Consider the following 16,998-nt stretch of genomic DNA (forward strand, 5'->3'; position numbering starts at 1 on the left):
TATAAAACTAGAGAAAGCATTTTTGTTGTTTCTATATACAAAGTCAAGAATAAAGAAATGGTTTTTCCATAAAAAGTTTTAGCTGTTGTTTTTTTAATCTAATATTAAGCCGTAAATTTGTCCATTCCCTCTCCATTTTTATTAAAAAAACACTCTTTTTTATATAAAACCATGCATTCTAAATTGCTTATTTATGAACTTTATTTAAATATAGTCAGTATTTTTTGGGGAACATCTAATATGAATTTATCTTATTTAAAAACAAGCTTATATACAGCAATCACCACAGCAATTTTAGTTTGCTCAACTCAAAGTCAAGCCGAGCAATATTATAAATGGGTAGATAAAAACGGCTCGACACATTACACCACGACGCCACCACCTAAGGGTGCGAAACATTTGAACAAAGTTTCAACTTACGGTACCCAGCCTTCTGTAAAGAATCCGACATCAAACCCAGAACAACCAGCTCAGACTAAAACAGATAAAGCCGTACCAGAAGCAGCTAACGCCACGCAGGAAAAAACTGCACCTGCAGTAGCAGCTCCACCTGCTGCACCCGCACCTGCTCCATCAGCTTCAGCACCACGATAAGTAAAATGAGAGTGGTGAATACTTTCACCACTCTTCTCGGATTTAAAATAAAGAAGAATAAGTTGGGAAATTTTTATAGCGCATATTAAAAGATAAAATCGTGATCTAAAAACTGACATTTTCCTCTATTTTGCGCTATGCTGTGCAGCAATCTTTCATTTCAATTTTCGTTGTATAGCTTACGTCTATGACTATTTCTCACATTGACCCAGAATATCAAGCAAACACGATTGAACCATCCGTCCAACAAGATTGGGAAAATCGTAAAGTCTTTAAAGTTGCCGACACTGTCGAAGGTAAACATCGTTACATCCTGTCAATGTTCCCTTACCCAAGTGGCAAACTGCACATGGGTCATGTGCGTAACTATACAATTGGCGACGTAATTAGCCGTTTCTATCGTTTAAAAGGCGAAACCGTACTACAACCTATGGGTTGGGACGCTTTTGGTTTGCCTGCGGAAAACGCTGCAATTGCCCATAAAGTTGCTCCGGCAAAATGGACATTTGAAAACATCGCTTATATGCGTGACCAATTAAAAAAATTAGGTTTATCTGTTGATTGGGACCGTGAATTTGCAACGTGTACACCAGAGTACTACCACTGGGAACAATGGTTGTTTGTTCAGCTTTATAAAAAAGGTTTGATCTACCGTAAACTTTCAACAGTGAACTGGGATCCGGTTGACCAAACAGTTTTGGCAAACGAACAAGTTGAAAATGGTCGCGGATGGCGCTCTGGTGCATTGGTTGAAAAACGCGATATTCCAATGTACTACTTCCGTATTACGGACTATGCACAAGAATTATTAGACGACCTAGACACACTACAAGACGGCTGGCCTCAACAAGTGTTGACCATGCAACGTAACTGGATTGGTCGCTCTACAGGTATGGAAATTACTTTCCCATCTGCCAATACCGAAATTTATGCTGACGGCTTAACTGTGTATACAACACGTGCTGATACGCTTATGGGCGTAACATACGTTGCTGTTGCAGCAGAACACCCTCTTGCGCTTAAAGCTGCTGAAAACAACCCTGAATTAGCTGCATTTATTGAAGAATGTCGCATGGGTTCAGTTGCAGAAGCTGACTTGGCAACAGCCGAGAAAAAAGGCATGGCAACAGGCTTGTTTGTAAAACATCCTGTCACTGGTGAAGAGCTTCCTGTCTGGATCGCAAACTACGTATTAATGTCTTACGGTTCTGGCGCAGTAATGGCTGTACCAGCACATGACGAACGTGATTTTGAATTTGCAAACAAGTTCAACTTGCCAATTAAACAAGTGATTGATGCTAAAGGCGCTGACGATGCAGACTACTCTGCAACTGAGTGGCAAGAATGGTACGGTTCTAAAGAAGGTAAACTTGTTAACTCTGGCGAGTTTGACGGTTTAGAATTCCAAGCTGCGTTTGACGCATTCCTTGCGAAATTAGAGCCACAAGGTTTAGCAAACTCTAAAGTTCAATTCCGTTTACGTGACTGGGGTGTTTCTCGTCAACGTTACTGGGGTTGTCCAATTCCAATGATTAACTGTGATACTTGTGGTCAAGTCACAGTTCCAGAAGACCAACTTCCGGTTGTATTACCAACTGACGTTGTTCCAGATGGTTCAGGTAACCCGCTTAATAAAATGCCTGAATTCTATGAAACAAAATGTCCTTGCTGTGGTGGCGATGCACGCCGTGAAACAGATACATTGGATACATTCGTAGAGTCATCTTGGTACTACGCACGCTATGCGTCTCCAGACTTCACTGGCGGTATGGTTAAACCTGAAGCAGCTCAAAACTGGCTTCCTGTAAACCAATATATTGGTGGTGTTGAACACGCGATTCTTCACTTACTTTATGCACGTTTCTTCCACAAATTAATGCGTGATGAAGGCGTTGTACAAGGTAATGAACCATTTACTAACTTGTTAACTCAAGGCATGGTGCTTGCAGATACATTCTATCGTGAAGCGGAAAATGGTAAGAAAACTTGGTTCAACCCTGCTGACATCGAATTAGAACGTGATGAGAAAGGTCGCATCATTTCTGCAAAATATTCAGGTGATGGTCAAGAAGTGATTATCGGCGGACAAGAAAAAATGTCTAAGTCGAAAAATAACGGTATTGACCCACAAGCAATTATCGATCAATACGGCGCAGATACAGCACGTGTATTTATGATGTTTGCTGCTCCACCAGATCAATCTTTAGAATGGTCTGATGCTGGTGTTGAAGGCGCAAACCGTTTCTTGAAACGTGTATGGCGTCTGGTAGCAAGCTTCCTTGAAAAAGGAAACGCTGCAACTGCAATCGATACGGCAAACTTGTCTAAAGATGCTCAAGATTTACGTCGTAAGACTCACGAAACGATTCAAAAAGTAAGTGATGATATTGAACGTCGTCATGCATTCAATACTGCAATTGCCGCGTTAATGGAATTATTAAACGCAAGCAATAAGTTTGAAGCAAAAGATGACAACGACGTTGCTGTAGAACGTGAAGCAATCACAACATTGTTAACGTTGCTTGCTCCATTTGCTCCGCATTTAAGCCAGACTTTATTGGCTCAGTTTGGTACGGACTTAACAGAAGCAACTTTCCCTGAAGTTGATGCTTCTGCGTTAACACGCAATACCCAAACGATTGTTGTACAAGTAAATGGTAAACTTCGCGGTAAACTTGAAGTTTCTGTTGATATTTCTAAAGATGAATTATTAGCTCAAGCTAAAGCGTTACCAGAAGTTCAACAGTTCTTAACAGGACCAACCAAAAAAGAAATTGTGGTTCCAAACAAATTGGTTAACCTCGTGGTTTAATTACAGGTATTAATGAGAGGATCAAGCATGCACTTAGCCCAACGTTTAGCCGCTGTTGTTTTAACCTTAGGCCTTAGTGCAGGCTTAGTCGGGTGTGGTTTCCATTTAAAAGGAACTAACCCGACTGCGACTCCACTTGTTTATAAAAAGTTGAGCCTTGAGTTACCGGCAAAAACCGATGACTTAGAAACACAATTAAAAGTGTACTTAACAGCAAATGGCGTTCAGCTCACCAATGACAACGACGCCTATGTTCTTCATGTTTTAGAGTACACTCCTCGTCGCCAACTTCTAAATGGTAAGCTTACAGAAGTTCTATTACGTCTGACTGTGACTTTCCAAATTGAAGACCGTCAAGGGAATAAAATTACCGAGCCACGTACTTTAACCGCAGCTCGTAGTTATCAATACGACTTGGCAACTGTCAACACTGAAAACCAGCAAGAAGGTTACTTGCAACGTATTGTGATTGATGACATTGCTCAGCAAATTACTCGTCAAATTTCAGCTAATCGCTTACCAAAAGCTCAACCATAAGATTTATCTATTCTTTAGTAATGAAACTTGACTACTTACAAGCCCTTAAACGCATTCCGGAAGCTCGGGGTGCGTGGATCCTGCATGGTCAGGAACCATTACTTGAACAAAATTTACTAGATACTTTCCGTAAAAGCTGGCAGCAACAAGACATTGAAAGACAGCGCTATGACATTAGTAGTGTGAGTGACTGGAAAAATGTGTTTAATGCCTTGAACAGCTTGTCTTTATTTTCACAGCAACTTGCTATTGAAGTTCACGGCAATATCAAGCCCGATGCAAATGGTTTAAAACAGCTTAAAAGTTATATTCAGCATAATGAAACCAACCTGCTGTTAATTGTTTTACCCAAACAAGATAGCAGTAGCTTAAAGTCTGCTTTTTTCCAAGTTGTTGAAGCAAACGGCGTTGTTGTTGCTCTTACTGCAAACTATCCGCAAGACCGCCAAAGAATTTTAGCTGCTGAAGCAGAAAAGCTCGAAATTCAACTCGACAATGATGCTTGGCAGTGGCTCATGCAGCATCATGAGCACAATTTACTCGCAGCTAAAAATAGTTTGATGCGCGTAAGAGATACTTTCCCAGACCAGAAACTGATTCAAATTGAACAGTTATATGCTTGTTTGCAAGATCAGTCTCGTTACACCACTTATGATTTAAGCGATGCTTTATTAGAAGGCAATCTTGCTCAGTCTATTAAGATTTTCCAATATTTAATTGGTTCGGGTGAACCAGAAAGTCTGATCTTATGGACATTAAGTAAAGAAATGCGTTTATTAATGCAGTTGTTTGAACAGCCACACAATGCATTGCAACTCGGTATTTGGAAAACCAAAGTTAGCTTATATCAACAAGCTTTAAGAAGACTCAATCCACAGCAATTTCTGGGATGGTCTGCTCTACTCTTGCAAATCGATGCGGCAATTAAAGGCATGTCTAATGAAAATGCCGAACATTTAATGCAACAAGCGATTGCCGAGTTGTGTGGGAAAACATTATTTATACAATAGAGCGGTCAAATCCTTTGTCTGCTTTGTTGAAATATCATAAAAATTCACGTTTTATCCTCAATTGACTCTTATACTAATTAAAATTTTAGACTTTTCGACCTCTCACCATGCCAAAAATAAAGCCCATTAAACTCGTTATTATTGTCGTCTGTATAGCCGTTATTGCTGCATTAGCTTGGAAGTTTTTTAAACCTAAACAGCAGCAGCCTCAATATATTACAGCTGAGGTAACTCGCGGAGATATTGAGAATAATGTACTTGCAACCGGTACGCTTGATGCAACCAAGCTCATTAGTGTCGGTGCTCAGGTATCCGGCCAGGTTAAAAAGATGTATGTGCAGCTTGGTGATCAAGTGAAACAAGGTCAACTTATTGCACAAATTGACTCAACCACCCAAGAAAACAGTTTAAAAACATCTGATGCCAATATTAAAAACTTAGAGGCACAGCGCCTTCAACAAGTGGCATCTTTAAATGAAAAGCAACTCGAATATCGTCGTCAGCAACAAATGTATGCTCAAGATGCGACACCTCGTGCAGATTTAGAGTCAGCTGAAGCTGCTTATAAAACAGCCCAAGCACAAGTCAAAGCATTAGATGCACAAATCGAGTCTGCGAAAGTTACTCGTTCAACAGCACAAACAAATATTGGCTATACCCGTATTGTTGCGCCAACTGATGGTACCGTTGTTGCGATTGTGACTGAAGAAGGCCAAACCGTAAACGCGAACCAAAGTGCTCCAACGATCGTTAAGATTGCAAAACTGCAAAATATGACAATTAAAGCACAGGTAAGTGAAGCGGATATCATGCGAGTAGAAAAAGGTCAAAAAGTCTACTTCACTACTTTAGGCGATGACAGTAAGCGTTATGCGACATTACGTCAGATTGAGCCAGCACCAGATTCAATTTCTAGTGAGTCAAACAGTACTACAAGTTCAACCAGTAGCTCAGCTGTCTACTACAACGCTTTATTTGACGTTCCAAATACAGATGGCAAATTGCGTATTGATATGACTGCTCAAGTTTATATCGTATTAGATTCAGCAAAAAATGCCTTACTGGTTCCATCTTCTGCCTTAAGTAGCAAACAATTTTCTGGTCAGAAAAAACCTGGTCAGTCAGCAGATAAAGCGGCTTCAACTCCAAATGCCGAAAGAAAACATTCAGGTAATGGTGCCCGTTTAGAACGCTTAAACTTAACTCCTGAACAAAAACAACTTATTGAACAAGGTAAAGCAACCTTGAGCGTAGTTCGTGTTTTACAAGCAGATGGCACAACTAAACCAACACAAATTTTGGTAGGTATTAATAACCGTGTAAATGCACAAGTACTTGCCGGATTAAAACAAGGTGATCAAGTTGTAATTGCGGATAGTTCAGAAAACTCTGCTGCCTCTGCAAATAGTGGCAATAACCGTCGCCGTAATGGTCCAATGGGAATGTAAGCATGACAAAACAAGCTTTGCTTGAAGTCAGCAATCTGGTCCGGGAATTCCCTGCTGGCGAAAGCACGATTCAAATTTTAAAAGGCATTGACCTGACCATTTATGAAGGTGAACTGGTTGCGATTGTCGGCCAGTCCGGTTCTGGTAAATCAACGCTTATGAATATTTTGGGCTGTCTGGACCGACCAACAAGTGGTAGTTACAAGGTTAATGGTCAAGAAACTGGTAAGCTAGAACCTGACCAGTTGGCCCAATTACGCCGTGAATATTTTGGCTTTATTTTCCAGCGCTATCACTTACTTGGTGACTTGTCAGCCGAAGGTAACGTTGAAGTTCCAGCCGTTTATGCAGGTGTTACACCTTCAGATCGTAAACAGCGTGCAACTGCCTTACTTACCGAGTTAGGTTTAGGCACAAAAACACAAAACCGACCAAGCCAACTTTCAGGTGGTCAACAGCAACGTGTTTCAATTGCCCGTGCCTTAATGAATGGCGGTGATGTGATTTTAGCCGATGAGCCAACAGGTGCACTCGACTCACATAGTGGTATTGAGGTAATGCGAATTTTGCGTGAACTCAATGCGGCTGGTCACACCATTATTTTGGTCACGCACGATATGCAAGTTGCGAAAAATGCAACGCGTATTATCGAAATTAGTGACGGAGAAATTATTAGTGACCGTCCTAATGTTCCAGACCAATCTACAGAAGAAGTTAAATCTGACCCCGATGCTGCCCCTGCTCTACAAAATAAGCAGAAAAAAGGTAAAAGCATTTCAGCTTGGCGTTCAACTTTAGACCGCTTATCTGAGGCGTTCCAAATGGCTTTGCTGTCTATGAATGCCCACCGTATGCGTACCTTTTTAACCATGCTCGGGATTATTATTGGTATTGCATCTGTGGTGACCGTGGTCGCACTTGGTAATGGTTCACAAAAGCAGATTTTGGAAAATATTAGCGGCCTCGGTACTAACACAATTACGGTATTCCAAGGGCGTGGTTTTGGTGATAACTCCAAGACGGCCAATTTTAAAACATTGGTACCTGCCGATGCCGATGCATTAATGACGCAGCCTTATGTGAGTGCGGTCAGTCCAATGGTCAGCACATCCAAAACTATGCGTTATCAACAAAATGAAGCGAACGCGACCATTAATGGCGTAAGTAACGATTTTTTTGATGTAAAAGGTCTGGTTTTTAAAGATGGTCAAACTTTTGATCAACGTAGTGTACGTGACCGTTCACAAGATGTAGTGATTGACACGAATACGCAAAAACAATTCTTTAGTGATGGTACTAACCCAATCGGGCAAGTGGTCTTACTAGGTAGTGTGCCGGCTCGTATTATCGGCATTGTTGAACCTCAGACCAGTAGTATGGGCTCAGATGATACGCTTAATGTGTATATGCCATATACCACGGTCATGAGCCGTATGTTAGGGCAAGCGCATGTCCGTAATATTGTTGTACGTATTAATGATAAATACTCGACCAGCGCTGCTGAAAACGCCATCGTTAACTTATTAACGCAGCGACATGGTGCCCAAGATATTTTCACTATGAATAGTGACAGTATCCGTCAAACCATTGAGAAAACAACCAGCACCATGACCCTTCTGGTCTCAGCAATTGCCGTCATTTCTCTGGTAGTTGGTGGTATTGGTGTAATGAACATTATGTTGGTTTCGGTAACTGAACGTACGCAAGAAATTGGTGTACGTATGGCTGTCGGTGCTCGACAAAGTGATATTTTGCAACAGTTCCTAATTGAAGCAATTTTAGTGTGTTTAATTGGTGGTGTTCTCGGCGTATTACTTTCGCTAGGGTTAGGACAACTTATTAACAAAGTAGCCGCAGGTAATTTTGCAGTGGCATATTCAACGACTTCGATTGTGGCAGCATTTGTTTGCTCAACACTGATTGGTGTCGTATTCGGTTTCTTGCCTGCCAAAAATGCCGCAAAACTTGACCCTGTTGCAGCACTATCACGAGAATAAGGAAAATTGCATGTCTTTTTCAATGACTAAACTTAGCGCAGCACTTCTCCTCAGCAGTTCTCTTGTGGGATGTGCAGCAATGGTTAAAACGCCTTACCAAGCACCGTCTGTACAGGTTCCGGGTAGTTTTCAGTACGATACGACTAAAACTAAAACAGCATCAGTTGAACAATACTCTGACCGTTGGTGGACACTGTTTGGAGATGCACAGCTCAACCAACTCGTAAACAACGTATTAGAGCGTAATAGCGATTTAGCTGTAGCGGGAATTACCTTAAAGCAAGCTCGCTTGAAAGCTGATTTAACGGCAAATCAACAAGGCTTACGTACCAGTTCAAATGTTTCTACAGGCCATACTTTCGACTTAAATTCAGGCGATGATAGTGCTAAAGGACTATCCTTAAGTGCAGGCGTAAGTTATGAACTTGATTTGTTTGGCAAGCTTGCTCGCCAAACCGAAGCGAGCAAATGGGAAGCTTTAGCGACTGAACAAGACTTACAGTCTACAGGTCAAAGTCTGATTGCCACTACAGCGAAACTCTACTGGCAACTGGGCTACTTAAATGAACGTTATGCAACTGCACAGCAGAGCTTAGCCACTTCACAAAAGCTTTATCAGTTAGTTCAAACTCAGTATAAAGCAGGTGCAGTTTCAGGCTTAGACCTTACGCAAGCCGAGCAGTCTGTTCAAAGCCAAAAAGCAAGTTTAAGCCAAATTGAACAACAGCTTGTGGAAACACGTACAGCCATTGCAGTGTTATTGCATGAGCCAGTACAGCAACTCAACATCCAAGAACCACAGCGTTTACCACGTACAGCGCTTCCTGCTATTGGTGCAGGTTTACCGGCGGATATTTTGTCACGCCGCCCTGACTTGCAAGCAGCCGAGCTTCGTTTAAGAAAGGCTCTGGCAACCAAAGATGCGACCAAAGCAAGTTACTATCCGTCTATTAGCTTAACCAGTAGTTTAGGTTCAAGCAGCACATCGTTAACCGAGTTATTACGCAACCCTGCCCTCACGCTTGGGGCAAGTTTGAGTTTGCCATTTTTGCAATATAACGATATGAAAAAAGATATCGCGATTAGTAATCTTGATTATGAAAAAGCGATTATTCAATATCGCCAAACGCTTTATCAGGCTTTTGCTGATGTAGAAAATGCGTTATCAAGCCGTACAGAACTCGACAAACAAGTAGAACTGCAAGAGCGTAATCTTCAACTTGCAGAAAAAACCGAACGTTTAACCGAAGTACGTTACCGTTATGGCGCTGTTGCGTTAAAAACACTTCTCGATGCTCAGCAAACTACACGTACTGCGCGCTTGAGTCTTGTTGAAACCAAACAAAGCCAATACAACGCTTATGTCACCCTTATGCAGGCATTAGGTGGTTCACCTGTAAAAGAATTGCCACAATAACTTGCGCCCAGTAAAAAAGCCGTAGTCCTTCAACTACGGCTTTTTTTATGTCTGAATAAATCTTAAGACTTATTCATCATCCATCATAGATTGGCTCATACCGACAGTATTGAAACCAGCGTCTACATATAGAATTTCACCAGTAATACCTGAAGCCCAAGGTGAGCATAGGAATAACGCTGCGTTACCCACTTCTTCAATGGTTACGTTACGTTTTAATGGTGCAACTTTTTCGTTAGCATCTAACATTTTACGGAAAGATTTAATACCAGAAGCAGCTAAAGTACGGATTGGACCCGCAGAAATCGCGTTTACACGGATACCATCAACACCTAAGCTTGATGCTAAGTAACGAACACCAGCTTCTAAAGAAGCTTTTGCCATACCCATTACGTTGTAGTTAGGCATAACGCGCTCAGAACCTTGGTAAGTCAAAGTTAATAAACAACCTTGGCGAGCTTGTAACAAAGGTTTTGCAGCACGTGCCATTGCAACAAAGCTGTATGCGCTAATGTCATGAGCAATTTTAAAACCGTCACGGTCAGTCACGTCAGTAAAATCACCATCAAGCGTATGTGCAGGTGCAAAACCGATTGAATGTACAACACCATCTACGCCGTCCCAATGTTTTGCAAGTTCCGCAAATGCATTATCAATTTCAGCATCAACGGCAACATCACATGGAAACACAAGTTTAGAACCGAATTGCTCAGCAAACTCATCTACACGTTTTTTTAATTTTTCGTTTGGATAAGTAAATGCAAGCTCAGCACCTTCACGGTGTAATGCTTGTGCAATACCATAAGCAATTGATAATTTACTAGCAACGCCTGCAATCAAAAAGCGTTTACCTGCTAAAAGTCCTTGTGTCATGCCGATCTCACTCAAAACAATTTCCAGCATAATGCCAATATTCAACATTTTTCGAAATTGCATAATGCATCTTTTTTCAAAAATCGCACGAAAAAAAATCGCCCCGATTTAGGAGCGACTTTTTATCATCTCATTTTTAGTCATCAGACAATAAGCCAAGTAGACGTAAGAAAGAGATATACATCCAAACTAAAGTTGCAAGTAAGGCAATACCACACAACCATTCCATGAATTTTGGAGCACGGTATGCTGCATTGGTTTCGATCAAGTCAAAATCTAAAATCAGGTTAAGTGAAGCAATGACTGCAACAAATGCAGCAAAACCAATACCCAACCAGTTGCTTTCAAAAATATAAGGAATGCTTGAACCAAACGCTAAACGCATCACCATCTGTACAATAAATACAATAAAGATTGCTAGAGATGCCGAAATTACAACTGATTTGAACTTTTCGGTTGCGCGTATAATTTGGAACTTATAGAGACCAAACATCACTAAAGTGGTAACGAAAGTTGCTAATAAGGCTTGAAGCGGAACGCCCGGATATTTCAACTGGAAAGTAAAAGAAATACCTCCAATAAATGCCCCTTCGAATAAAGCATAAGGAATTGCTAAAGTTGGCGCAGTCGTTGGTTTAAACGTTGTGATTAAAGCTAAAACCAAGCCACCAATTGCACCCACAATTGAAGCTGCGTAAGCAATACCAACATTTGCAGTAAAGGCTGCATAGAAAAATAAAGCGACACCCACTGCAGCAGCAATGATAGTCAACATCACAGATTTTTGAATCGCACCTTGCACGGTCATTGGTTGACTGTAGTCACTGACCGTTTCAACGCGAGTCAGTATCGGGTTATTACTTTGCATAAATGCTCTCTTTTTATAATAAATAAACTTAAAACATCATTTTAAGCAAAATGAATATGAAAGCCAAATTACCCCTTGGTATTATTGTAACGATGTCTTATAAGCAATAAAAAAGGAGGCTACTGCCCCCTTTCATATGACTTGAACAACGTAATCAATCTTTACCATCAGTGTTCATAATGAAGAAATATTCGCGGTAGTATTTCAACTCTGAAATTGAATCGCGAATGTCATCCATAGCTAAATGTGATGCATTCTTTTTCAGACCGCTCATAATTTCAGGGCGCCAGCGTTTTGAGAGTTCTTTGATCGTAGACACATCGAGATTACGATAGTGGAAATACTGCTCTAGCTCAGGCATAAGACGATGCAAGAAACGGCGATCCTGACAAATCGAGTTACCACACATTGGTGAAACTTTTGGATTAACCCATTTTTTTAAGAATTCTAAAGTCTGTAACTCAGCGTCACGAGCTGTCAATTTACTACGGCGAACTCGCTCAATTAAACCTGACTGGCCATGCTGGCGAGTATTCCACTCATCCATTGCATTTAAAATACGATCAGGTTGATGAATAGCCAAAACCGGACCTTCGGCAAGTACATTTAAATGATCATCTGTAATAATTGTTGCGATTTCAATAATCTGGTCGTTGTCGGTATCCAAACCGGTCATTTCCAGATCAATCCAAATTAATCGTGTATTTAAAGTACTGCTCATGTATGTACGTTCTAAAATGCCGTAAAAACATCAATAGTAGCAAATTTCTTGCTTCTGCGCTGTAATTCCATACCAGCTTCGTGCTATTTTTGCGGTCTTCAAACAATGGTTTTTTTGGGATATGAATGGCTCTAATTCGTAAGCGTCGTTTAACTGAGCAACAGCAACGTCGTATTGAAAAACAGCATAAAACTCGCCAAGAAGAAGTCGATACTTCACAAGATCTAGATGGGCTGGTGGTACAGCACTATGGCCGTCAACTTGAAGTACAGGCACTTTCTGTACCCGAGCATCACCCAGAAAAACCTCAAGTTGCCGAAGGCGAACCAGAACCATTTTGGAAACCGATTGAACTAAAAAGTATTTGGCGTTGCCACACTCGTACAAATCTTGAATTACTAGTCACGGGTGACAGAGTGAAGTGGCAAGCAGACCCTAACACAGGCTTAGGGATTATTACTGCAATTCACCCTCGTACTTCATTACTTACTCGTCCAGATCGCTATCATAAAGTAAAGCCTGTAGCAGCCAATATTAGTTTAATCGTTATTGTTTTTGCTCCGCTTCCAGAACCGGCACCGACTTTAATTGATCGCTATTTAGTAGCATGTGCAGATGCAAATATTCCTGCTCTTCTAGTACTAAATAAATCGGATTTACTCACTAAAAATGATCCGATTCTCGACATGCTCAAAGAGTATGAAAATTTAGGTTATGAAGTCATGATTTGTCATTCTAAAGGTGATATTTCAGCATTATCTCAACGACTTGATGGTGAGACAGTAGCTTTTGTAGGCCAGTCAGGTGTTGGTAAAAGCTCACTTATTAATGTGCTCATTCCAGATGCCGAACAGAAAACCAATATCATTTCTGAAAACTCGGCACTTGGACAACACACCACGACTTCTACGCGCTTAATCAACTTTGGTAAAAATGGCGCCTTAATTGATTCGCCGGGAATTCGCGAGTTTGGGCTTTGGCATCTCGATTTAGATAAAATTCGTATGGGTTTTCCTGAAATTGAAGCGCATTTAGGTTCATGTCAGTTCCGTAACTGCACGCATACTCATGAAAAGAACTGTGGCTTAAAACAGGCTGTTGAAGCAGGTGAAATTTTGCCGCGACGCTTAGATAGCTTCTTACGTTTAATCGACGAGATTCAAGAAGCGCAGCAAAAAAACTAATTTTCTACCCCTTTTGCCCTTGAAGTGGTGATTTTGATCACCATCTATATACGCTATACTCTAGGTCAATTTTGTTTTTAATTTTTTTAGGTGACTTGTGGAACGCTGGTTAGAGTTTATGGGGAATCACCCCATTTTGTTTGGTACACTCGGAGTCTTGATCGTATTGTTCTTCATTTTCGAAGGTCAACGTAACGGTCGTAAAATTTCTCCACAGTCGCTTGGTATTTTAGTGAAAGCGAAAAATGCTCTTTTGATTGACTTACGCGATAGCAAAGACTTCCGCGAAGGTCACATTAGTGGTAGCCGCAATATTCCTTATAGCCAAATTGCAAGTCATGCTGATGAATTAAAAGCAAGTGACCGTCCATTGGTATTTATCTGTAACCTAGGGCAAGTTGCTGGTAGCGCTTTACAGAAAGTTGCTCACCATGACAGCTATCGCCTTGATGGTGGTATCAGTAACTGGAAAGCTCAAGGCTTACCTCTCGTTAAAAGCAAACCAAAAGCTTAAGGAGAATTGTTATGGCAGCAAATGTCATTGTTTACTCAACTTCTGTATGCCCGTACTGCGTTCGCGCGAAACAATTACTTGAGCGTAAAGGTGTTGCTTACAAAGAAGTAAATCTTTCTGTTGAAGCACCAGAAGTACGTGCTGAATTAATGCAACGTACAAACCACCGTACTGTTCCACAAATTTTTATTAATGATCAGTTTATCGGTGGTTTTGACCAACTTTATGCTTTAGAGCGTGAAGGTAAACTCGACGAATTATTGGCTTAACATCGCATCCATATTAAGGAAAAAACAATGAGCGAAGAACAACAAGTTCAACCACAATTAGCTTTAGAGCGTATTTATACAAAAGATATTTCTTTTGAGGTTCCAGGGGCACAAGTTTTTACTAAACAATGGCAACCTGAACTTAACATCAATCTTTCTTCTGCTGCTGAAAAGATTGACCCAACTCACTTTGAAGTATCTTTAAAAGTTGTGGTTCAAGCCAATAACGACAATGAAACAGCATTCATCGTAGATGTAACTCAATCTGGTATTTTCTTAATCGATAATATCGAAGAAGACCGCTTACCTTACATTTTGGGTGCATACTGCCCGAACATTTTGTTCCCGTTCCTACGTGAAGCTGTAAACGACTTAGTTACTAAGGGTAGCTTCCCACAATTACTTCTTACTCCAATCAACTTTGATGCAGAGTTCGAAGCAAATATGGAACGTGCTCAAGCTGCTGCTGTTGAAGGTCAAGCTTAATTTTATAGCTTGCTCTCAACTCAAAAAACCGCGTAATTCGCGGTTTTTTTATACGTGCTATTTGGCACACTCTATCTTTCAAGTGAATGAAGCTGAATAGAAGGAAACTGAAACCCACGGCAAGACTGCTCGGAACGCCATGCGACCGTTAAAATCATGTTACCTGACATAAAGTTTTGATAAGCAAATGTTCCAATAAGTTCATGTGAACATAATCCGCCATGATTTGTAGGGTGTGCTTGAGTATTTAAAGTATTTAAATCTAAACGTATACCAAGGCCCGATGCTTTTAGAACAGCTTCTTTAGTGGTCCAGACTTTAAACCAATATTCTCTATCTTGTTCTAGATTTTGCCATGTCGCATATTCATCAGGATGAAAGGCATGTTGTGCCAAACTATCTAAACGTACTTTGCGGTCGAGCTCTTCAACATCTATACCAATATCTTTAACTCGCTCACTTAGCGCTAAAGCATAATATTGCTGGCTATGTGAATGATTAAAATGCAACGTATGATTTAACAAATAAGGTTTGCCATACTCATGTTTCGCAAATATCAAATCTGTTGGGGTTACATTTAGCTTTTGAGCTAATAAATTATTTTTAATGTGCTGTATTTGCTGCTTTTTATAATTATTAAATGTACGAAAGTCAGGAAAGTCTTGCTGTTCTTGTTTTAAAAACTCATTGAGCTTTCCTATATAAACTTCAATTTTCCTATCATTCATTTTTTTAAATCCATCTAATTAAGGATTAAAGCTAATATAAAAATACCAATAACTTATTAAACCATATAATAAAAAGCCCAAAGAATACTTTGGGCTTTTTTACATTTATACAGATTAACGATTAAATTTCTTTTCCGCTTTTTTGAATTTCTGAATATAACGACGACGGCGCGCAGCTGTACGTTCATCAACTTGACTCTTACGACCTTCAAACGGGTTTTCAGAAGTTTTAAAGTCAATACGAACTGGCGTACCTTCAAGTTTATACACTTTACGGAACACGTTTTCTAAGTAACGACGATAGTCCGCAGGTGTCTTATCAACCTTGTTACCATGAATCACAATAGTCGGTGGGTTTTGTCCACCCATATGCGCATAACGCATTTTGATACGGCGACCACTAATCATTGGCGGTTGGTGAGCTTCTGTCGCATCGCTCAAAATTTGAGTTAATTTTGCTGGTGAAACTTTTAAATTTGCAGACTCATAAGCACGGTGGATAGAAGGATATAATTCGCCCACCCCTGTTCCATGTAAAGCAGAAATTAAGTGAATTTTTGCCCAAGGAATGAAGTCAAAACGACGTTCAACGTCAAGTTTACATTGTTTACGGTCGTACTCGCTCATGTTGTCCCATTTGTTAATGGCGATCACCATGGCACGACCAGCTTCAAGCGCATAGCCAATTAAATGTAAGTCTTGCTCAACAATACCTTCACGAGCATCGACCACAACAACCACAACGTGAGCATCTTTCATTGCCTGTAAAGTTTTCACAATTGAGAACTTCTCAATCATTTCATCAACTTTACCTTTACGACGTACACCCGCTGTATCAATTAAAGTGTATTTACGGCCTTCACGTTCAAAAGGAATATAAATAGAATCACGAGTTGTACCCGGTTGGTCAAATGCCACTACACGGTCTTCACCAAGTAAGCGGTTTACCAACGTTGATTTACCCACGTTTGGACGACCAATAATGGCTAAACGTAAACCAGTATCTTTATCATGCTCTTCTGGGTTTTCATCTTCAGGAACATCTTGAAGTACATCTTCAAGCATTTGCTGAACGCCACGACCATGACTCGCTGCAACTTGTAATGGTTCACCCATACCAAGTTTATAGAACTCAACTAAAGCAGCTTCAGCATGTACACCATCCACCTTGTTCGCAACAAGATAAATTTTCTTGCCTAACGTACGAAGTTCACGAGCGATTTGTTCATCAGAAGCTAACAATCCGGCACGTGCATCAACCACAAAAATAATAATATCTGCTTCGTTGATGGCTGTTTTTGACTGCTCTGCCATGTAGTTATCGATACCACCTTCACTTTCACCGATACCACCCGTATCAACAACAATGAAAGACTTATTTTGATAAGTCGCATCACCATATTTACGGTCACGAGTCAGACCCGCGAAGTCGGCTACAAGTGCATCACGACTCTTGGTAATCTGGTTAAATAACGTTGATTTTCCGACATTCGGACGACCAATGAGCGCAATAACGGGTTTCATACAATAACCTTAATTC

The 16,998-nt window shown here is 40.5% G+C and carries 16 protein-coding genes; 11 read left to right on the forward strand and 5 right to left on the reverse strand.

The features are described from left to right. Window positions 1–240: 240 nt before the first annotated feature. From HMPREF0014_RS22645 to HMPREF0014_RS22675, 7 genes are all read left to right on the forward strand, one after another. Complete coding sequence (locus HMPREF0014_RS22645; RefSeq protein ID WP_020992375.1) at window positions 241–594, forward strand: DUF4124 domain-containing protein; 354 nt, start codon at window positions 241–243, stop codon at window positions 592–594. 187 nt (window positions 595–781) lie between these two features. Further along, window positions 782–3,406: a leucine--tRNA ligase gene (leuS, locus tag HMPREF0014_RS22650; RefSeq protein WP_004883283.1), complete on the forward strand. Its 2,625-nt coding sequence runs from the start codon at window positions 782–784 to the stop codon at window positions 3,404–3,406. Between the two features lie 27 nt (window positions 3,407–3,433). Then, entirely contained in the window at window positions 3,434–3,943 is a 510-nt protein-coding gene (gene lptE, locus HMPREF0014_RS22655; protein WP_002053498.1) for an LPS assembly lipoprotein LptE, read from the forward strand. 20 nt (window positions 3,944–3,963) lie between these two features. Further along, a complete protein-coding gene (gene holA / locus HMPREF0014_RS22660) occupies window positions 3,964–4,953 on the forward strand; it encodes a DNA polymerase III subunit delta (protein WP_002053357.1) in 990 nt (329 codons plus the stop codon). Between the two features lie 107 nt (window positions 4,954–5,060). Next, window positions 5,061–6,401, forward strand: a complete 1,341-nt coding sequence (locus tag HMPREF0014_RS22665) for a MacA family efflux pump subunit (RefSeq protein WP_002053440.1) — start codon at window positions 5,061–5,063, stop codon at window positions 6,399–6,401. 2 nt (window positions 6,402–6,403) lie between these two features. Beyond that, on the forward strand, window positions 6,404–8,398 hold the full coding sequence (locus tag HMPREF0014_RS22670; protein WP_004710652.1) for a MacB family efflux pump subunit: 1,995 nt from the start codon (window positions 6,404–6,406) through the stop codon (window positions 8,396–8,398). A gap of 22 nt (window positions 8,399–8,420) precedes the next feature. Next, the gene (locus tag HMPREF0014_RS22675; protein WP_079744810.1) at window positions 8,421–9,815 is read left to right on the forward strand and encodes an efflux transporter outer membrane subunit; all 1,395 of its coding nucleotides are present in this window, start codon (window positions 8,421–8,423) and stop codon (window positions 9,813–9,815) included. Window positions 9,816–9,884: 69 nt separating this feature from the next. Here the strand turns inward: HMPREF0014_RS22675 and HMPREF0014_RS22680 are convergent, their stop codons facing one another. The 3 genes from HMPREF0014_RS22680 to orn all read right to left on the reverse strand — a co-directional run bounded on the left by HMPREF0014_RS22680 (window position 9,885) and on the right by orn (window position 12,277). Beyond that, the gene (locus HMPREF0014_RS22680; RefSeq protein ID WP_002027450.1) at window positions 9,885–10,688 is read right to left on the reverse strand and encodes an enoyl-ACP reductase; all 804 of its coding nucleotides are present in this window, start codon (window positions 10,686–10,688) and stop codon (window positions 9,885–9,887) included. A gap of 136 nt (window positions 10,689–10,824) precedes the next feature. Beyond that, the gene (locus HMPREF0014_RS22685; RefSeq protein WP_002053496.1) at window positions 10,825–11,556 is read right to left on the reverse strand and encodes a Bax inhibitor-1/YccA family protein; all 732 of its coding nucleotides are present in this window, start codon (window positions 11,554–11,556) and stop codon (window positions 10,825–10,827) included. Between the two features lie 154 nt (window positions 11,557–11,710). Continuing rightward, window positions 11,711–12,277: an oligoribonuclease gene (orn, locus tag HMPREF0014_RS22690; protein WP_002053300.1), complete on the reverse strand. Its 567-nt coding sequence runs from the start codon at window positions 12,275–12,277 to the stop codon at window positions 11,711–11,713. A gap of 125 nt (window positions 12,278–12,402) precedes the next feature. Here orn and rsgA point away from each other — a divergent pair, with 125 nt between their 5' ends. The 4 genes from rsgA (at window position 12,403) to secB (ending at window position 14,730) form a co-directional block, all read left to right on the forward strand. Further along, complete coding sequence (rsgA, locus tag HMPREF0014_RS22695; RefSeq protein ID WP_006580428.1) at window positions 12,403–13,461, forward strand: ribosome small subunit-dependent GTPase A; 1,059 nt, start codon at window positions 12,403–12,405, stop codon at window positions 13,459–13,461. A gap of 97 nt (window positions 13,462–13,558) precedes the next feature. Next, complete coding sequence (locus HMPREF0014_RS22700) at window positions 13,559–13,975, forward strand: rhodanese-like domain-containing protein (protein ID WP_000443006.1); 417 nt, start codon at window positions 13,559–13,561, stop codon at window positions 13,973–13,975. Window positions 13,976–13,986: 11 nt separating this feature from the next. Next, window positions 13,987–14,244, forward strand: a complete 258-nt coding sequence (gene grxC / locus HMPREF0014_RS22705) for a glutaredoxin 3 (protein WP_000729828.1) — start codon at window positions 13,987–13,989, stop codon at window positions 14,242–14,244. A gap of 27 nt (window positions 14,245–14,271) precedes the next feature. Next, window positions 14,272–14,730 carry a protein-export chaperone SecB gene (gene secB / locus HMPREF0014_RS22710; protein WP_002053511.1) on the forward strand — a complete coding sequence of 153 codons (459 nt, stop codon included), beginning with the start codon at window positions 14,272–14,274 and terminating at the stop codon, window positions 14,728–14,730. A gap of 71 nt (window positions 14,731–14,801) precedes the next feature. On the opposite strand, the gene HMPREF0014_RS22715 is transcribed toward secB, so the two are convergent. Together HMPREF0014_RS22715 and der are read right to left on the reverse strand one after the other, a co-directional pair. Then, window positions 14,802–15,458, reverse strand: a complete 657-nt coding sequence (locus tag HMPREF0014_RS22715) for a 4'-phosphopantetheinyl transferase superfamily protein (RefSeq protein ID WP_006580429.1) — start codon at window positions 15,456–15,458, stop codon at window positions 14,802–14,804. A 114-nt stretch (window positions 15,459–15,572) separates the two neighbouring features. Continuing rightward, on the reverse strand, window positions 15,573–16,982 hold the full coding sequence (gene der / locus HMPREF0014_RS22720) for a ribosome biogenesis GTPase Der (protein WP_002053398.1): 1,410 nt from the start codon (window positions 16,980–16,982) through the stop codon (window positions 15,573–15,575). Between the last annotated feature and the right edge of the window lie 16 nt (window positions 16,983–16,998).

The organism is Acinetobacter sp. RUH 2624 (genome assembly GCF_000162375.2).
GTDB classification, from domain to species: Bacteria; Pseudomonadota; Gammaproteobacteria; order Pseudomonadales; family Moraxellaceae; genus Acinetobacter; species Acinetobacter nosocomialis.

Excerpts from the sequence above, each read along its gene's own strand:
- HMPREF0014_RS22645 (WP_020992375.1), top strand. The coding sequence starts at position 241 with ATGAATTTATCTTATTTAAAAACAAGCTTATATACAGCAATCACCACA.
- leuS (WP_004883283.1), top strand. The coding sequence starts at position 782 with ATGACTATTTCTCACATTGACCCAGAATATCAAGCAAACACGATTGAA.
- lptE (WP_002053498.1), top strand. The coding sequence starts at position 3,434 with ATGCACTTAGCCCAACGTTTAGCCGCTGTTGTTTTAACCTTAGGCCTT.
- holA (WP_002053357.1), top strand. The coding sequence starts at position 3,964 with ATGAAACTTGACTACTTACAAGCCCTTAAACGCATTCCGGAAGCTCGG.
- HMPREF0014_RS22665 (WP_002053440.1), top strand. The coding sequence starts at position 5,061 with ATGCCAAAAATAAAGCCCATTAAACTCGTTATTATTGTCGTCTGTATA.
- HMPREF0014_RS22670 (WP_004710652.1), top strand. The coding sequence starts at position 6,404 with ATGACAAAACAAGCTTTGCTTGAAGTCAGCAATCTGGTCCGGGAATTC.
- HMPREF0014_RS22675 (WP_079744810.1), top strand. The coding sequence starts at position 8,421 with ATGACTAAACTTAGCGCAGCACTTCTCCTCAGCAGTTCTCTTGTGGGA.
- HMPREF0014_RS22680 (WP_002027450.1), bottom strand. The coding sequence starts at position 10,688 with ATGACACAAGGACTTTTAGCAGGTAAACGCTTTTTGATTGCAGGCGTT.
- HMPREF0014_RS22685 (WP_002053496.1), bottom strand. The coding sequence starts at position 11,556 with ATGCAAAGTAATAACCCGATACTGACTCGCGTTGAAACGGTCAGTGAC.
- orn (WP_002053300.1), bottom strand. The coding sequence starts at position 12,277 with ATGAGCAGTACTTTAAATACACGATTAATTTGGATTGATCTGGAAATG.
- rsgA (WP_006580428.1), top strand. The coding sequence starts at position 12,403 with ATGGCTCTAATTCGTAAGCGTCGTTTAACTGAGCAACAGCAACGTCGT.
- grxC (WP_000729828.1), top strand. The coding sequence starts at position 13,987 with ATGGCAGCAAATGTCATTGTTTACTCAACTTCTGTATGCCCGTACTGC.
- secB (WP_002053511.1), top strand. The coding sequence starts at position 14,272 with ATGAGCGAAGAACAACAAGTTCAACCACAATTAGCTTTAGAGCGTATT.
- HMPREF0014_RS22715 (WP_006580429.1), bottom strand. The coding sequence starts at position 15,458 with ATGAATGATAGGAAAATTGAAGTTTATATAGGAAAGCTCAATGAGTTT.
- der (WP_002053398.1), bottom strand. The coding sequence starts at position 16,982 with ATGAAACCCGTTATTGCGCTCATTGGTCGTCCGAATGTCGGAAAATCA.